Source organism: Mycolicibacterium llatzerense (genome assembly GCF_025331195.1).
Lineage (GTDB): Bacteria > Actinomycetota > Actinomycetes > Mycobacteriales > Mycobacteriaceae > Mycobacterium > Mycobacterium llatzerense.
This window is the reverse complement of the sequence record NZ_LXOV01000001.1, coordinates 2,394,651-2,409,452: the sequence shown is the minus strand read 5'-3', so window position 1 is coordinate 2,409,452 and position 14,802 is coordinate 2,394,651. Positions and strand designations below refer to the sequence as shown.

13 protein-coding genes are annotated in these 14,802 nt (G+C 67.6%); 1 reads left to right on the top strand and 12 read right to left on the bottom strand.

Annotated elements, in window-relative coordinates; translation table 11 throughout:
- Positions 1 to 13: 13 nt before the first annotated feature.
- The 10 genes from A7G45_RS11890 to A7G45_RS11845 all read right to left on the bottom strand — a co-directional run bounded on the left by A7G45_RS11890 (position 14) and on the right by A7G45_RS11845 (position 11,969).
- Entirely contained in the window at positions 14 to 820 is an 807-nt protein-coding gene (locus A7G45_RS11890; protein ID WP_043984919.1) for an alpha/beta fold hydrolase, read from the bottom strand.
- A 78-nt stretch (positions 821 to 898) separates the two neighbouring features.
- Complete coding sequence (locus A7G45_RS11885; RefSeq protein WP_043401491.1) at positions 899 to 1,612, bottom strand: DJ-1/PfpI family protein; 714 nt, start codon at positions 1,610 to 1,612, stop codon at positions 899 to 901.
- Positions 1,613 to 1,622: 10 nt separating this feature from the next.
- Entirely contained in the window at positions 1,623 to 2,600 is a 978-nt protein-coding gene (locus A7G45_RS11880; protein ID WP_260937126.1) for a GlxA family transcriptional regulator, read from the bottom strand.
- Between the two features lie 59 nt (positions 2,601 to 2,659).
- Positions 2,660 to 2,974 (bottom strand): heavy-metal-associated domain-containing protein, encoded by a 315-nt coding sequence (locus A7G45_RS11875; protein ID WP_260938128.1) that lies wholly within the window; start codon positions 2,972 to 2,974, stop codon positions 2,660 to 2,662.
- Between the two features lie 73 nt (positions 2,975 to 3,047).
- Positions 3,048 to 7,202 (bottom strand): AMP-binding protein, encoded by a 4,155-nt coding sequence (locus A7G45_RS11870; protein WP_260937124.1) that lies wholly within the window; start codon positions 7,200 to 7,202, stop codon positions 3,048 to 3,050.
- The gene (locus A7G45_RS11865) at positions 7,189 to 7,434 is read right to left on the bottom strand and encodes an acyl carrier protein (RefSeq protein WP_260937121.1); all 246 of its coding nucleotides are present in this window, start codon (positions 7,432 to 7,434) and stop codon (positions 7,189 to 7,191) included. The genes A7G45_RS11870 and A7G45_RS11865 overlap by 14 nt, the downstream gene beginning before the upstream one ends.
- Positions 7,427 to 8,920: a fatty acid--CoA ligase FadD10 gene (fadD10, locus tag A7G45_RS11860; RefSeq protein WP_260938127.1), complete on the bottom strand. Its 1,494-nt coding sequence runs from the start codon at positions 8,918 to 8,920 to the stop codon at positions 7,427 to 7,429. The genes A7G45_RS11865 and fadD10 overlap by 8 nt, the downstream gene beginning before the upstream one ends.
- A gap of 26 nt (positions 8,921 to 8,946) precedes the next feature.
- Positions 8,947 to 9,498, bottom strand: a complete 552-nt coding sequence (locus A7G45_RS11855; protein ID WP_260937119.1) for an FcoT family thioesterase — start codon at positions 9,496 to 9,498, stop codon at positions 8,947 to 8,949.
- A complete protein-coding gene (gene scoE / locus A7G45_RS11850; RefSeq protein WP_260937116.1) occupies positions 9,495 to 10,364 on the bottom strand; it encodes a (3R)-3-[(carboxymethyl)amino]fatty acid oxygenase/decarboxylase in 870 nt (289 codons plus the stop codon). The genes A7G45_RS11855 and scoE overlap by 4 nt, the downstream gene beginning before the upstream one ends.
- Positions 10,365 to 10,511: 147 nt before the next feature.
- Positions 10,512 to 11,969: a PPE family protein gene (locus tag A7G45_RS11845; RefSeq protein WP_377042035.1), complete on the bottom strand. Its 1,458-nt coding sequence runs from the start codon at positions 11,967 to 11,969 to the stop codon at positions 10,512 to 10,514.
- A 143-nt stretch (positions 11,970 to 12,112) separates the two neighbouring features.
- On the opposite strand from A7G45_RS11845, the gene A7G45_RS11840 reads away from it, so the two are divergent.
- Positions 12,113 to 12,922, top strand: coding sequence for a class I SAM-dependent methyltransferase (locus A7G45_RS11840; protein ID WP_260937113.1), 810 nt, complete (start codon positions 12,113 to 12,115; stop codon positions 12,920 to 12,922).
- A 7-nt stretch (positions 12,923 to 12,929) separates the two neighbouring features.
- Here A7G45_RS11840 and A7G45_RS11835 read toward each other — a convergent pair whose 3' ends face one another.
- Positions 12,930 to 13,889 carry an o-succinylbenzoate synthase gene (locus tag A7G45_RS11835; RefSeq protein ID WP_260937109.1) on the bottom strand — a complete coding sequence of 320 codons (960 nt, stop codon included), beginning with the start codon at positions 13,887 to 13,889 and terminating at the stop codon, positions 12,930 to 12,932.
- Positions 13,890 to 13,901: 12 nt separating this feature from the next.
- A complete protein-coding gene (locus tag A7G45_RS11830; protein ID WP_260937106.1) occupies positions 13,902 to 14,735 on the bottom strand; it encodes an alpha/beta fold hydrolase in 834 nt (277 codons plus the stop codon).
- Between the last annotated feature and the right edge of the window lie 67 nt (positions 14,736 to 14,802).

The following is a 14,802-nucleotide window of genomic DNA, read 5'->3' as shown; positions in this document are numbered from 1 at the left end:
CGTGTCACAGGGCCTAACCAGTCGGACCCGCCGACGTCGGGTTGGCAGCGAAGAACTCCAGCGCGGCGGCGTTCACCACATCGGGACGTTCGATGAAGCCGAGGTGGCCGGCGTCGGGGATCTCCAGGTAGCGGCCCAGCGGGATGGCGTCGGCCACCTCCTTGGACAGGTGCGGCGGCAGCACGACGTCGTCGGCGAACCCGATCACCTGAACGGGCACCGCGATCTGCCGGTAGGCCGGCAGCCGGTTGGTTTCCGGTGCGACGGCGAGTTGGGCGCGCAGGCCCGGGGTGGCCTTGGTCGGCCACATGGTGAACATCTCGATCCAGTCCTGCACGGCGCGGTCGTCGTTCAGGGTCTTGGGTGAAAAGTTCTCCAGCAGGCGGTTTTTCGCGTCCACCTCGGGCGGGAGCTCGATACCCGCGGCCAGCAACGCCCGCTCGGCTTCGCGGAAGAAGGTGCGGGCCCGGTCCTCGCGGCCACGCGTGGCCATCAGCACCGCTGAGGACACCAGCTCGGGCCGCGCGACCATGAGCTCCTGGGCGATGAACGACCCCATCGAGACTCCGACGACGCGCACCGGGCCGCCGACGACCTTGTTGATCAGCGAGGCCGTGTCGGCGACCGCCTGGTCGGTGGAGAAGCCGATGGCGTTCTCGGTGGCGCCGATGCCGCGGTTGTCGAAGGTGATGCAGCGGAAGCCGGCCCGCTGGAACGCCGGCACCTGGTGCAGGTGCCAGGTGCGGCCCGCGCCGCCTCGGCCTGCGATGAACAGCACCGGCTCGCCGGTACCGCCGCGGTCGTCGAATGCCAGATTCACCCGGCCGAGGTTACTGGACCCGTGATTTGTGCACGATTTTCCGCGGTCGGCGCAGAAAATCGTGCACAAATCCCGCGGTCAGCGGCGGGAACGGACTCGCTTGAGGGCCTGGTCCCACAACAGCGCCGTGGTGGCCTTGAGCTGTACGGGTTTGAGCAGCTCACGCGACATCAGGGCCGTCGCGCTGGCCTTGGTGGCGGCCGATGCCTTCGACATGTGCCCGGAGTCGAACGGCGGCTGCGGGTCATATTCCATGGACAGCTGGATGGCCTTGGCCTTGTCTTCGCCGGCGATCTGGCCGGCCAGCCACAGGCCGAGGTCGATGCCGGCGGACACCCCCGCACACGTGACGATGTGCTCTCCGGCCGGCACGATCCGCTCGTCGGTGACGGGTTCGACGCCGAACGTACGCAGCAGCTGCACTGCCGCCCAGTGCGACGTCGCGCGTTTGCCGGTGAGCAGACCCGCGGAGGCCAGGATCACCGACCCCGAGCAGACCGACGCCGTCCAGGTGGAGCTCTGGTGGGCCCGCCGGACCCAGTCGAGCACCTTCTCGTCGCGGGCGTGCTCCATGGTGCTGAACCCGCCCGGGATCAAGATGATGTCGGGCGACGGGGTCTCGTCGAAGGAATGGGTGGCACCCACCAACAGCACACCGGAGTCCGCGGCGATGGGACCGGGCTCGTGCCAGACGAAGCGGACCTCGGTGTCGGGCAGCCAGCGCAACGACTCGTAGGGCCCGATGAAGTCGAGGGCCGTGAACCCCGGGTACAGCACGATGGCAACCTGCATGATCTCTCCTCTAGGCGAAGGTTTTGCGGTACTGGTCCGGCGAAACGCCAACGCGGCGAACGAAACTGCGGCGCAGCGTCTCGGCGCTGCCGAATCCGCAGCGAGCCGCGATGGCGGTGACGGTGTCGTCGGTCTCGGTGAGTTGCCGACGGGCCGCATCGGTGCGGACCCGCTCGACGTAGGCCGCGGGCGGCTCCCCCACCTCGGCGGTGAAGGTGCGGGTGAAGTGCCGCGGGCTCATCGCCGCGGCGCGCGCCAGCTCCGGAACACTGTGCGCGCCGGCGGGTTCGGATTCGATGAGCTCCTGCACGTCGCGGATCGGCTCGCGCTTGGCACGGGGCATCCAGACCGGCGGCGCGAACTGCGTCTGCCCGCCGGGCCGGCGCAGGTACAGCACCAGCCAGCGGGCCACATTCTGGGCGACGTCGGTGCCGTAGTCGTCTTCGACGAGGGCCAGCGCCAGATCGATGCCCGCGGTGACGCCGGCCGCGGTCCACATCTGCTCAGAGCTGCGGACGAAGATCGGATCGGCATCGACTGCGATGCGCGGAAATTCGCGGGCCAGCTGGTCCGCCGAGGCCCAGTGGGTGGTCGCCGCGCAGCCGTCGAGCAGGCCGGCCTCCGCGGCCAGGAACGCGCCGTTGCAGACGCTGACGATCCGGCGCGCGTGCGGTGCGGCGATGCGGATCCAGTCGATGACGGCGGGGTTCACCCGGGCCTGGTCGACTCCCATGCCGCCGGGCAGCACGATGGTGTCGATCGGCTCGTTCGGGTCCGGTGGCGGCTTCGCGACGAACTCGAGGCCGGTCAGGGTGGAGACGGGGCCGCCGTCGGCCGCGGTCAGGACCGGCGCGTAACCCTCGTCCCCGCGTCCCATCGCGGCCAGCTGCAGCGTGGCTCCCGTGAACACGTCGAACGGGCCGACGACGTCGAGGGCCTGCACCCCGCGAAAGCCGAGGAGCACCACAGATCGCGTCACGCATCCCATGGTGCGCCGCCACCCCCGTGGCGTCTACGCCACGGGGCCCACAAATTAGGACAAACCGGTCAGCTGGATGAAGTCCGGCCGAGGATCCCGCCGACGAGCCGTTGCAGCGGTCCTGGCGCCGAGCTGTCGGGGGCGGCGGCGCGCGGAGCGGCGCCGTAGCCCGCTGCCACCACGACGTCGCACAGCTCGGCCGCGCTGATGCCACCGTCGGTCTCGATGGTGGCGGTCTTCGTGGCGAAGCTGACCGACGCGCGCACCCCGTCGACCTTGTTGAGTGATTTCTGCACCCGCCGGGAACACATGCCACACGACATTCCGGTGATGTCGAGATAGATGGCGCCGGTGGCCGGCGCCTCGTGCCGCGGTTCGGTCACATCAGTCAACGTCGATTCCTCACAATCTGGCGCGCGTGGCGCCCTTTCCTGATCAGTCGCCGGGCGGCGCCCATCAGTTCCTGACAATCTGGGTGCGGTCGGGTGCCAGGACACCGCGAAGCGACTGCGGCGTGCTGGTGCATTCCGCGATGGATGCGAAATCGACGTCGACAGTGGGATATTCGGCCAGATAGTCGGCATACGTCCGGCCCCGCAACCTGCTCCCCAGCCCGATCCACGCATCGATCACCGCCCACCGCGACGGATTTCTGGCCGCCCACGCGCTGCGGTCCAGCCGGTCTTTCCACTGCGCGATATCGATGGCGTCGAACCCGAAGCCGCTGAGAAACTCTGTGTAGGGCACTATTTCGCCGCGCAGTACCGTCAGGCCGCGTCCCAGGTCGGCGGCCGGCGACAGCTCGGGTATGAGCCCGAGAATGCCGTGTGCGGCGGCCACGGCGGTGGTGACCTCTTCGGTCAAGGGCACCACCGGGCACGCACCCAATGCGGTGCAGGCATCGAGAATCGCGACCAGGATGTCGGAGGATCGCTCGAGTTGGTGGGCGTCGCCGAGCACCCTCGGCAGCCGCACGACCGTGAAGTCCAGTTCGCCCGGAGTGCGTGAAACGATCAACTCCGCCAACGACTTCGAGGCGGCGTAGGGGTACGGCGCGCAGCGGGGGTCGGTCACGCGGGCCGCCGTCACATCGGCATTGACGACGAATGTCGACAGCTGGACCAACCTGGTGCCGCGCCGCGCACACGCTTCGGCGATCGACGCCACCGCAGACACGTTGGCCGCTCGCAGCCGGCGGTAGGGCACCAACACGTTGGTGTTGCCGATGCAGTTCACCACGGTGCCGGCACCGACGTCGTCCAGTAGGGCGCCGAGTTCAGCGGCGCCGAAGCCGTCTGGTTTGTGCACGATGTCGACGCCGTTCACTGATCGCAGGACGGACCACGGGTCATGTTCCGGCAGTGACGACCTCGCGACGAATACCACGTCAGGACAATGTTGCCCGGACTGTTTGCGGTCGAGAACCGCCCGGGCGAACCCGGTTCCCATAATTCCCGACGCCCCGAGGACCACAACGGTCGGTGCGCCATCACCGATTGGGCGCCGACAGGCGGGGGCCGAGCCGTGCCCCGGCTGCTGCGTCGCGGACAGATCGTGCGCGATCTCGGCCGCCGTCTCGGCGTCCATCCAGGCATCGATGTCAGGCCGGGAACCGACCACATTGGCAGCGGTGTCAGCGCTGATCAGATCGAGAATGGACAGCTGCCAATCCAGGAATCGCCGGGTGTCGGGCAGGATGCGAATCAGGTCGAGCGAACCGATACCCGCGTCCAACAGCGACCCGTCCGGCCGAATGGCGCGCCCCAGCTTCCGGCTCCACAGCTCGGCCAGGGCGGTGGCCCGCGGATCCCGATCGGCGTCGTCAGGCGCAATCTCAATTGCCTCAGTCAGTTTCGCGCGGTCCACTTTGCCGTTGGGCTGCCTCGGGATGGCCGGGACGCCGACCACCAGGAACGCCGGTACCCCGAGCGCTCTCGCGATGCTGCGGATTCGATCGGCGGCTACCCGATCGTCTTGTCCGGCACAGGTCTTTGGGGTCTGGAACCAGATACCCAAACCGTTTCCGGCGAGTTCCACCGCAACGTCGGAAACCCCGGGGTCAGCAGACAACCGGCGCAGCAGCTCGGCGATGTCGAAGCGCTTGCCGGCGATCTTGACCACCGCGTCGCGACGCCCGGCCAGCACCGGGTAGCCGGCGCTGTCTGTGGTCACCCGGTCGCCGGTGGCGAATGCCCGGTACCGGGAGCCGTCGGGAGCCTGCACCGCGCCGAAACTCGTGCCGTCCTGGCCGAGATAGCCGGCCGATACCAACTCCCCCACCACGACGACTTCACCGAAACCGACGAACACCGAGCCGGCTACCAGCGGGTGCCCGAGCCTGGCCCGGGTCTGGTCGGGTTCATCGGCAGCGATCGGCAATTGGGTGACGACCACAGTGGTCTCGGTCGGACCATACGTCGAGATCAGGGAGATGTCCTGGCCCCCAACGGCATCCAGCCACTTGTCGACAGCGGTGGACCGGACGGCCTCGCCGCCGATGATCACCTGCCGCAGTGCTGATCCACTCAGCGCCACCAGCGTCTCGTCGTCCTCACACAGCAGGTGCCAGACCGCGGTGGGCAGATCGAGAATGGTCGCGATGTGCACCGCGACGTCGCGGGCCAGCGGCGGCAGGTCACCGGCGCGCATCGCGGCGGACCGCACCACGCGCGCCCCACAAGCCAGGGCACCGAACACTTCTTCCACGCTGATGTCCGACGTGAGCGGCGCGCACTGCAGGACGGTGTCCGCCGGCCCCCAGCCGTAGGCGTCCCGGACCGCGGCAGAGAAGACGGCCAACGCACCGTGCGTCACCGGAACGAGTTTGGGTTGCCCCGTCGAGCCGGACGTCGGCATCACATAGGCGAGCTTCGAAGCCAGCCGGTGGTCTTGCGCGACATGGCCGATGCGGTCTTCGACGAGTTGGCTTGTCGTGCTGTCCAACTCGGGAAGTTGCGCGCAGACGTCGACCGCGTGTGCGCGGACACCACAATGCTCGGCGATGGCGTCGACCCGCAAGGCCACGTCGTCGGGCGTCGCACAGACGCTGTAGCCGCAACCCGCCAGATGGCACGCGATCAGGAACTCCACCGCGCGCTGGGACTCGTCGTCGACAAAGACCAGTACGTCGCCGGGATCGGCACCGGCGCCAATGATCTCGGCGATCCACCGGTCGACGCCGGGACCCCGGCACTGCCCCAGATCCACATCCAGGAACCAGGCGCGGGCGGTGACTGGCGGCAGCACGGGCACCCCGGTACCGGCATCGAGCCGGCCATCGACCCTGAGCCCGAACCACTGTCCGACGGTCAACGCGAGCGGCTCGTCCCAGTGCGCGTCCATTGATCGCAGTGCCGCGACGATGCGATCAGCGATGTTCGACTCGTCGGCGCGTTCAGGTTGATCGAGCCGCGTCCAGATGGCGACGTCGATGGTGCGCTGGGCTTCATCGTGGACGCAGGCCACGGTCATCCCCTCGACCGGGCCGATATCGGTGACCACCGGAGGTTCGGACAGGTATGGGTGCAGTTCCGCCGCGCACCGGCCGCGCAGGAAATTGACCGTCAGAGCTTCGACGTGCGCGCTGCGGGTGATCGCCAGTTGCATTCGGCGATAACGTTCTTCACGAAACCACCGGCGGCGCACCGCCTTGACGTAGCCACGGTCGATCGCGCTCACCACGTCCCGGACCGAGTCGAAAGGCGGGAACTGCACCGGCTGGGCGACCGAGTTCACCAGGCAGGTGGCGACGCTCAACTCCGGGGCACCGAAGCGGTTGTCCACCGGATGCACCAATAGGCCCTCGGTGCTCTGACGCAGGCCCGCATGCACCGCCACCGCGGCTGCGGACACCAGGATGTTCAGCGGAACCTGCCTGGTTTCGGCGAGCGCGACGATCTCGTCGTAGGCCCGGCCGGTGACCCGGCGTGATTCGCGTAAGACGCCCCGGCCTGCGGTGCCGAGTGCCGCGCCGGCCGCGCCCGGTGTGGGATTGCCGCGCAGCGCCTGTTCGGTCAGCTCACGATGTACTGCGGCGCCATGGCGTTCGGTTGCCTGCGCCACCTGCGCGCTCTCGCTGCGGTGCGCCGCGGCGACTGCGTCCAAAGCCATTGCAGGACTGGGCTGCTGCCCGGGAACACCCAGATGTCTGGCCAGGTCGGCTTCGATGATTGCCGTCGCCGCGCCGTCGAGCAGGATGTGGTGGGTGTGCACGTCCATGCCCACCACCTGACCGCTGACGTCGGTGTGCACGACGTAGCGCACGAGCGGTGTCTCGAGTACGCCGTCTGCCCACAGCTCCGCGGTCGCGTCGCCGACGGGCTCTGCTTGCGCTCGCACGTGAACGATGTCCGGAAACCGCAGCCGGGCAACAAATTCGGGGTAGCGGTCGCCGGCCGGGGGCGGCATCAGGACGCACAGCTCGATGGGGTTGTCCAGCACGGTTGCTTCCAGCGCGGACAGGAATGCCGCTGGCGGCATCGGCCGGAATCGGTAACTCTTGCCGATCAGGTACAGCGCCGGATCGGGGTCCTGCAGCACCCCGTGGTAGATGTTCTGCTGGGAGATGCTCAGCGGAATCCGTTCAATTCGACCATCGTCAGGCGCCGTCACGGACACCCTCCAACTCCCGGGCCCAACCTTCGATCGTCAGATCCTGCGCGAGGCGCTTCAACAGGTCCGATTCCCGATCCACCCCAAGGCGTTTCATCAGGAGGACGAATCGGACCGAGTCCAGCCCGAGTTCTCGCAGATCGGTGGCGTCGCCGTCGAACAGATCGGATTCGTCGATGTACAGCACGTCGGATACGGCGGCCAGCACCCGTTCGCGGACGTCGTCAGCCATGGACCGCCGCTGCCAGCGCGGCCCGAATCACCTTGCCGGACTGCGTCCTCGGAATATCGGTGACCAGCGTGATGGTCGACGGTCTGGCCATCGACTCCGACTCGGCCCGATATCGCGCCGCGATCGCTTGCTTGAGCTTGCGAACCTCGCCGTCATCGAGGTCACCGGCGGGGATCACGGCCAGCCCGATCAGGGCACCGAATTCGGCATCGGGTATCTCGAAGCACGCTGCCGCGTCGACGCCGGGGACGCTCTCGGCGATCCGGTCCACCTCGTCGGGTGCGACGTTGACGCCGCCGGAGATGATCATCTCCGATGACCGACCCTTGATGTAGAAGTATCCGTCGGCACCACGGTCGAAGATGTCGCCCGTGTTGACCCAGCCGTCGACCAGCACGTCACCGGTGCGTTCGGGATTGTTCCAGTACCCCAACATGTTTGCCGGGGATTTGATCCACAGGATGCCCGACTCACCGCCGCCGGCCAGACGCACCTCGACCCCGGGATACGGCCGCCCGACCGCGCCCGCCTCGATCCGGGCGATCGACCCCGGTGCCGTCGGCAGACACAAGGCCGTACAACCTGTTTCGCTCAGACCGAAGACCTGCGCCGTGTGAATGCCTGCGGCCTCGACGAATTGCACGTCGGCAGCGATGGCACGCGAGCCGCCGTAGCCGATCATCCGCAGCGGCGGCAGCGCCGCGCCGCTCTTCACCTCCGCCACCACGCGCGTCAACAGCGTCGGCACCAAACAGGTCGAGGCGATCCGGTTGGTCTGGAGAATCTCTGCCAGCGACGCCGAATTCTCACCGCCGGTGACACATTCGCTGCCGTGCATCAGGCAGTTGAGGATCCACCACAGTCCGCCGATGTGACTGGCCGGCAACGGCGAGTAGGTGGCTTCGCCTGCCACCCAGCTGATCCAGGTCAGATTTTCGCGCGCCAGGATGTCGGCGACGGCGAAGAAGGTCCGGTTGGGCAGCAGGACGGCTTTCGGCTCACCGGTGGTTCCGCTGGTGAAGATCATCGCCAACGGATCATCGGCGGTGAGTTCCGGTTGGGCGACGGCGGGCACGGTCTCGGTGTACTCGGCAATGCCATCGGCGAAGTCGACCGCGATCACCGGGACGGTGCGCAGCGTGCTCGGCAGCGCCGTGGGTGCTGTTGCCGGGGTCAGGAAAATGGCACTGGGACTGGTGATCTCACCGAAACGGGCGACCGTTGCGCTCGGGACACCACGATCCACCAGCACGGCGATCGCGCCGAGTCGGGCGCACGCCAGCACCGCGACATAGGTCTCGGGACCGTTGTCGGACATCACCAGTACCCGGCAACCGCGGGATACCCCGCGCGCGTGCAGCTCGGCTGCCAGGCCAGTCACCAGGGCGGCGAGTTGCCCGTATTCGACGGCGCTGGTGCCGTCGCAGCGCCGCAACGCGATTGCCCGCGGGTGCTGTCGCGCTTGGGCGAAGAGCCGGCCCAGCACAGTGGGTGGTTGCGTGATCGTCGTGCTCACGGGATGTTGAGGATCGCGAGTTCGAACTCGCCGAAGGCGGATCCGCCGTCGGCATCGTAAAACTCGATGGCGCAAGGGACTTTCAAGTACCGCCAGGACCGCTCGACGACCTCGATGCCCTCGCACGTCAGCCGGGCGGAGAACTTGCCCGCATCGATCTGTCGCTTGTAGCGCGACGCGGTGGACCGGATCAGCATGCTGGACAACTGGTTCTCGAAGTAGTCGTCGATGGACCAGCCCCGAAATCCGTCGATCTCGCCGTGACGCACCGCCGGCGCGAACGCGGAGTACGCCAGCTGGTTGAAGCACAGCACCAGTTCGACGGCGTTGAAATGTCCGGTACTGCGGATGTACACGGACTCCGGAATGCTGAAATTCCCGGTCGCGTACATCGAATCGCCGCTGGCGCGGTACGTCGCGTCCGTGAGATACCGGCAACCTTTGTAGGCATACGGCTCCAGCACTCTGGCCAGGAGTTCTTCCGGAATCTGCTCAGTGCCAGCCGATTCCGCAGTATCCATGGGCGAGGTCAGCTCAGTCGTGCTCATGCCGCGTGCCCCGGGGTCGCCAAGCCGTCGAGCATGGTCAGCCGATACGTCGTCAGCGTCCCCGCCGCGGTGCCGTGCTTTGCCCGGTGGATCAACGCCCTGTTGTCCCACAAGATGATGTCGCCGACCTCATAGTGCTGCGCATGGATGAACGGAGATGCGAAGTCCGCGTCGAGCTGGCCCGTGGCAGCGAGGAGTTCGTGCAGTATCGACTGGTCGAGCACCTCGCCTTCGCCGTCTTCGATCTTGCTGGTGCCGGTGGAGCAGATGTAGAGGATTTCCTGGCCGGTGTGCGGGTGCCGGATCACCGTCGGCCACGTGATCGGTGGCGTCGTGCGATTGATCTCGTCCCACACCTCGCCGATCGGCTTGTAGACGTCTCCGGGGCGAATCTTGATGTGGCGCCGCGGATCGTGCGTGCTGAAGGTCCCCCGCACCGGCTCCTGCTGTGCCGGCGACAAGGATTCCCACACCTTGTTGAGGTCGATGAAGTACGTACCGCGGTCGGCTCCCGGCACCGTCAGCGGCATCACCATCGAGAACGCGAACGGCTCTGGCATGAACATGTAGTCGATGTGCCAGAACGCACCCGTGCGCGGCACACCCTGGCCCTCCTCGGTGGACGAGACGAAGATCTCCGGATGCTCGCTGTGGTGGTACACGGGCTCGTAGTACGTGACGATCTCACCGAGAATCCGGCCGAGCTCGATGAACTGCACCGGCGTCAGGTGCAGTCCCTTCAAGACGACAAGCTTGTTCTCGTAGACGATTTCGCGGAGTTCGTCGGTCGAGATGTTGCTCAGCTTGTCTGGGTCGATTCCAACGACCTGCGCTCCGAGCCCTCGCCCCTGCACATTGAGTGTCATCGACGTGCCTCCCCCAAGTTTGCTGCACTGCGCTGGCGGGCTTCGAAATCCGTTGCCCCACAACGCAGAAGATCATTGATGTTCTGCCTTCAATTGATGTAGTCGCCGGGACACGAGGAAAAGTTCCGCGCCCCTGGACAATTCGTGCTATCGCGGTTCACGCCGACCCTCCGCGTCGGAGATCCAGGTGGCCGGCAGCAGCGGCGCCGACGGGCTCCCGCCCACCGACATCCGCTCCACCATTCCGGTCGGTGCGGTGCTCGCCGGGGTCACCACGCCGGCAAGCCCGATCGGACCGACACCGTGCGCACCGGCCGCGATGACGGGCGAGCCCGGCGAATAGTCGCCGGTACCAGCCATATCGGCTGTCATGTCGGGTAGTTCGTCGCGATAGCCGCGGGCTCCGCGCCGGCGTCGGCTCACCCGCCTGACCCGGTCGCGGGCGACAGCCACCGCACGAGCGACCGCCGCAGCACTGAAGCTGTCGGTGCTGGTGTCGGGCGATTCGCTGTCGGATTCCGGCCCCGGCCCCACCCCGGGCCGTGGCAGCGCGGGTACCGCATAGACCACATTGGGGGTCGGCGCGGGACCGCCGGCACCGGTCGTGGTCGGCGCCGGTACGGAAGGCCCAGTGGCCTGCGGCAATCCAACCTGGATGCCAGGGACGGGCGGGATGGCCTGGGCACGCGCCGGGGCGGCCGCAGGCTGGACGGTGGGGCGTTCGGCAGGCACCGGCACGGGTTCCGCGGCTGACGGCAGCGGCGATTTCACCAGGGCCAGCGCAGCGAGAGCGCTGAGTGCCGGCGCGAAGAACGGGGCCAGCAGCAGCGAATAGGAGGCGTAGTACGGGTACCAGAGCATGTCGTAGAGCGTCAGCGCCACCAGGGCCAGCACCGCGGAGGTGGCGGGGTTGAAACCCAGCTGCTCGAAGAAGCGCGTGAAGTTCTCCAGCAATTGGTCGACCTGGCCTGTGGTACCGAGCTGCGAGAGGAATTGCCACAGGTCGCTCAGCGGTTGGCTCGGTGCGCTGGGCGGGTTCGACAGCGGGTTCCGGGCTTCCCCACCGGGCGCGACGATGTTCGGCGCCGGCTGCGCGGACGGCACCGCCGCCGTGGCCACCTCGGCCACCGCCTGGTAGACGATCATGGTGTCGGCCGCCTGCATCCACATGCGCGCGTAGTCGGCCTCGTTGAGCGCGATGGGAATTGTGTTGAGACCGAAGAAGTTCGTCGCCACCAGTGCGGCATTCGTCACATGGTTGGCCGCCAATTCCACCAGCGTCGGCATGGCCGCAACAGCGGTGCCGTAGGCGGCAGCCACCGTCTCATGCTGCACCGCTGTGGCTGCCATCGCCACGGCAGACTCCTCCAACCAGGCCAGGTAGGGCACATGCGCGGCGACGTACTGAACAGCGCTGAGCCCCTCCCAACTACTCGCATGTACGTCGGCCAAGATGGCCGACAACTCGGCGGCCGCCTGGCTGTATTGCAGGCTCAGCTGTTGCCATTGCGCGGCGGCAGCCAGCAACGAACCCGGCCCCGGGCCGGCTGTCAGTAACGCCGAGTGCACTTCCGGCGGTAGCGCCAGCCAAATCGGTGCAGTCACTGATAGCTAGTCGGGCACCGCGTCGACAAAGTTCCCGACCGGCCGAAATCTCCTATGCCGCAGCCGGTATCGCGGTAGTTCGGGAAATGTGGTTCTCGGGGCCGCTGCTGCCGACGCAATATCGCCGGACGTACGGTGGGGCCATGTCAGTCATCGACGCCCGCCATCTCGACGGCGTATCCGAAACCGCACTGCTCACCTTGCACCAACGAGCCACCGAGGCCTCCCGCCCCGACGGCATCATCGATGACCCGATGGCGATCGCCCTGCGCGACGGCCTCGACTACGACTACCAACATTTCGGCCGCACGCATCAGGCCACCGCGCTGCGGGCGCTGGTGTTCGATGACATCACGCGCGACTACGTGGCGGGCCACCCGCGCGCGACCGTCGTCGCCTTGGCGGAGGGACTGCAGACCAGTTTCTGGCGCGTCGACAACGGTGAAATTACCTGGCTGTCAGTGGATTTGGAGCCGATCATCCGGCTCCGACAGCAGTTGCTCCCGACGTCTGACCGGCTGGCGCAGTGCGCTCAGTCCGCGCTGGACCACTCCTGGATGGACGCCGTCGACGCCGTCGACGGCGTGCTGATCACCGCCGAAGGGTTGTTCCAGTATCTGACCGCGGACGTCGTGTTCCACCTGATCGCGGCATGTGCCGAGCGTTTCCCCAAGGGCCAGTTGCTCTTTGACAGCGTGCCCCGATTCATGAGCCGGCATTCGCAGCGGCGGGGCTTCCGGCTCAGCGAGCACTACACGTCGCCCCCGATGCCCTTCTGGTTCACCGCCGACCAGTACCCGAGGTTGCGAGCCATCCCCGGTGTCCGTGCGGTGCGCGAACTGCGCTATCCGGCCGGGCGGGGCAAGATCGTGCCGTGGGTCACCCGGCAGTCCTACCGGTTGCCGGGGTTGGCCCGCTTCCGGGCACCGGTCACGCTCGTCGAATTCGGTTAGGCCGGGCCTAACCGAGCAGTGGGTAGCACTCCCGGACTCGCTCGATCCACCAGTCTCGGCGTGCGGGTGCGGCCGCCAAACCCGTCAGCCTGGCCGGGTCAGGCACCACCGGGCCGACGGGCAGGAAGCCGTCGACCGGCGGCGGCATCGCGGCCACGTCTTCGACGAACAGCCCGCCGGTGCCCAGCCCACAGGCGTGTTGCAGCGTGGGCAGGCAGCCGGCGGCCAGCAGCCCCCGAGTCATGCCGACCGCGGAATCCAACGCACTCGACACCACGATCGGGATGTCGATCTCCGCCGCCACCGCCAACAGTCGCGTCACGCCGCCCAGTGGCGCGACCTTGACCACCGCAACGTCCGCCGCGCGCTCACGCACGACGAGCAGCGGGTCCGAGGCCTTGCGGATGGACTCGTCGGCCGCCACCGGCACGTCGACCAGACGCCGCAATTCGGCCAGTTCCGGCACCGTCGCGCACGGTTGTTCCAGGTACTCGAGCGGCCCCGAGGCGGTCAGTGCATGCGCCGCCGCCACGGCTTGTGCGACGGTCCAACCACCGTTGGCGTCCACGCGCACGACAGGCACCAGGGCGCGGACGGCCTCGACGCGTGCCACGTCGTCGGCCAACGTCTGGCCCGGTTCGGCCACCTTCACCTTGGCGGTGCGGGCACCCGGGAAGCGGGCCAGCACCTCGGGCACCCGCGCCGCCTCGACCGCCGGCACGGTGGCGTTGATCGGGATACGGTCGCGCACCGGTGCCGGCGACGATTCGTACGCCGCCTCGATCCCGGACGCGAGCCAGTGCGCTGCCTCGGCCGGGCCGTACTCGACGAACGCGCCGAATTCACCCCAGCCGCAGGGCCCCTCGATCAGCGCGACTTCACGAACGTCTATGCCGCGGAACCGGACCCGCATCGGCAGCGAGACGACGTGCAGACGCTCGAGTAGTTCATCCAGGTCCGGCCGCATCCGCTCATTCTGTCAGTGCGCGGCCTGTCGAGAGCCGGCCGCGGCCTCGATCACCCGGATGATCGGTTCGGGGTCTTCCATCATGGCAAGGTGCCCCGACTCGGAGAGGGTCAACGCGTTCTGCGGGGACAGCGTGGTGTTGAGCCGTGCACCTGCCGCGGCGGACAACACGCGATTCTGCGCGCCCCAGATCGTGGTGATCGGCGGGAAGTCGCTGTCGGGCTCGAAGCTGTCGAGTTCGGACAGCCGGGGCAACTCGGGCAGGATTGCCGCGACTGGCCGCAGCGCGCCGGTTCTGGTCCAGCGCTGGCGTAGCGGCGCGAACGTCGCGGCACTCATGCGCCGGCCCCGGACCCCGAGCTGCTCGCGGAGCACGAGCGCGGCCACCGAGGAAGGCAAACGGATCACTCCGCCAAGCGATGCAAGTGGAATCTTGCGTAGTAGCCGGGCGGCCCAGCCCGACATAGTTGGCCGCAGCGTAGCGGCCGTCAGTGGGTTCACCAGTACCAAGGCCCGGACATCCTGGGGGTTGCGGCGCGCGTAGATCAACGCCATCGCACTGCCGAAACAATTGCCCACCAACGTCAGTCCGCGAAGCTGGTGACTGTCGATGAATGCGGCCAGCAGCCGTTGATGGTTCTCGATCGTGTAGCCGTCGACGGGGACGTTGGAGTCGCCGTAGCCCGGCCAATCCAGGGCGTACACGCTGTTGGTCTGGGCCAACGAGTCGAACTGGGCCTGCCAGATGGTGCGGTTTCCGCCGAGGTTGTGCAGAAAAACGATCGGGTCGCCCGACCCGGCGTGGTCATATGCGATCGACAGGCCTTCCCAGCGGAACGTCGCCATGGTGTCTCCCTTGTTTCAGGCTCGCGGCAGCGCTCATCAGGCCGCCATGAATGTACCGACCAGAATA

Bases quoted from the DNA above. Each gene is read 5' to 3' on its own strand.
- A7G45_RS11885 (WP_043401491.1), bottom strand. From the start codon at position 1,612: ATGCAGGTTGCCATCGTGCTGTACCCGGGGTTCACGGCCCTCGACTTC.
- A7G45_RS11835 (WP_260937109.1), bottom strand. From the start codon at position 13,889: ATGCGGCCGGACCTGGATGAACTACTCGAGCGTCTGCACGTCGTCTCG.
- scoE (WP_260937116.1), bottom strand. From the start codon at position 10,364: ATGACACTCAATGTGCAGGGGCGAGGGCTCGGAGCGCAGGTCGTTGGA.
- A7G45_RS11880 (WP_260937126.1), bottom strand. From the start codon at position 2,600: ATGGGATGCGTGACGCGATCTGTGGTGCTCCTCGGCTTTCGCGGGGTG.
- A7G45_RS11855 (WP_260937119.1), bottom strand. From the start codon at position 9,498: ATGAGCACGACTGAGCTGACCTCGCCCATGGATACTGCGGAATCGGCT.
- A7G45_RS11840 (WP_260937113.1), top strand. From the start codon at position 12,113: ATGTCAGTCATCGACGCCCGCCATCTCGACGGCGTATCCGAAACCGCA.
- A7G45_RS11865 (WP_260937121.1), bottom strand. From the start codon at position 7,434: ATGGCTGACGACGTCCGCGAACGGGTGCTGGCCGCCGTATCCGACGTG.
- A7G45_RS11830 (WP_260937106.1), bottom strand. From the start codon at position 14,735: ATGGCGACGTTCCGCTGGGAAGGCCTGTCGATCGCATATGACCACGCC.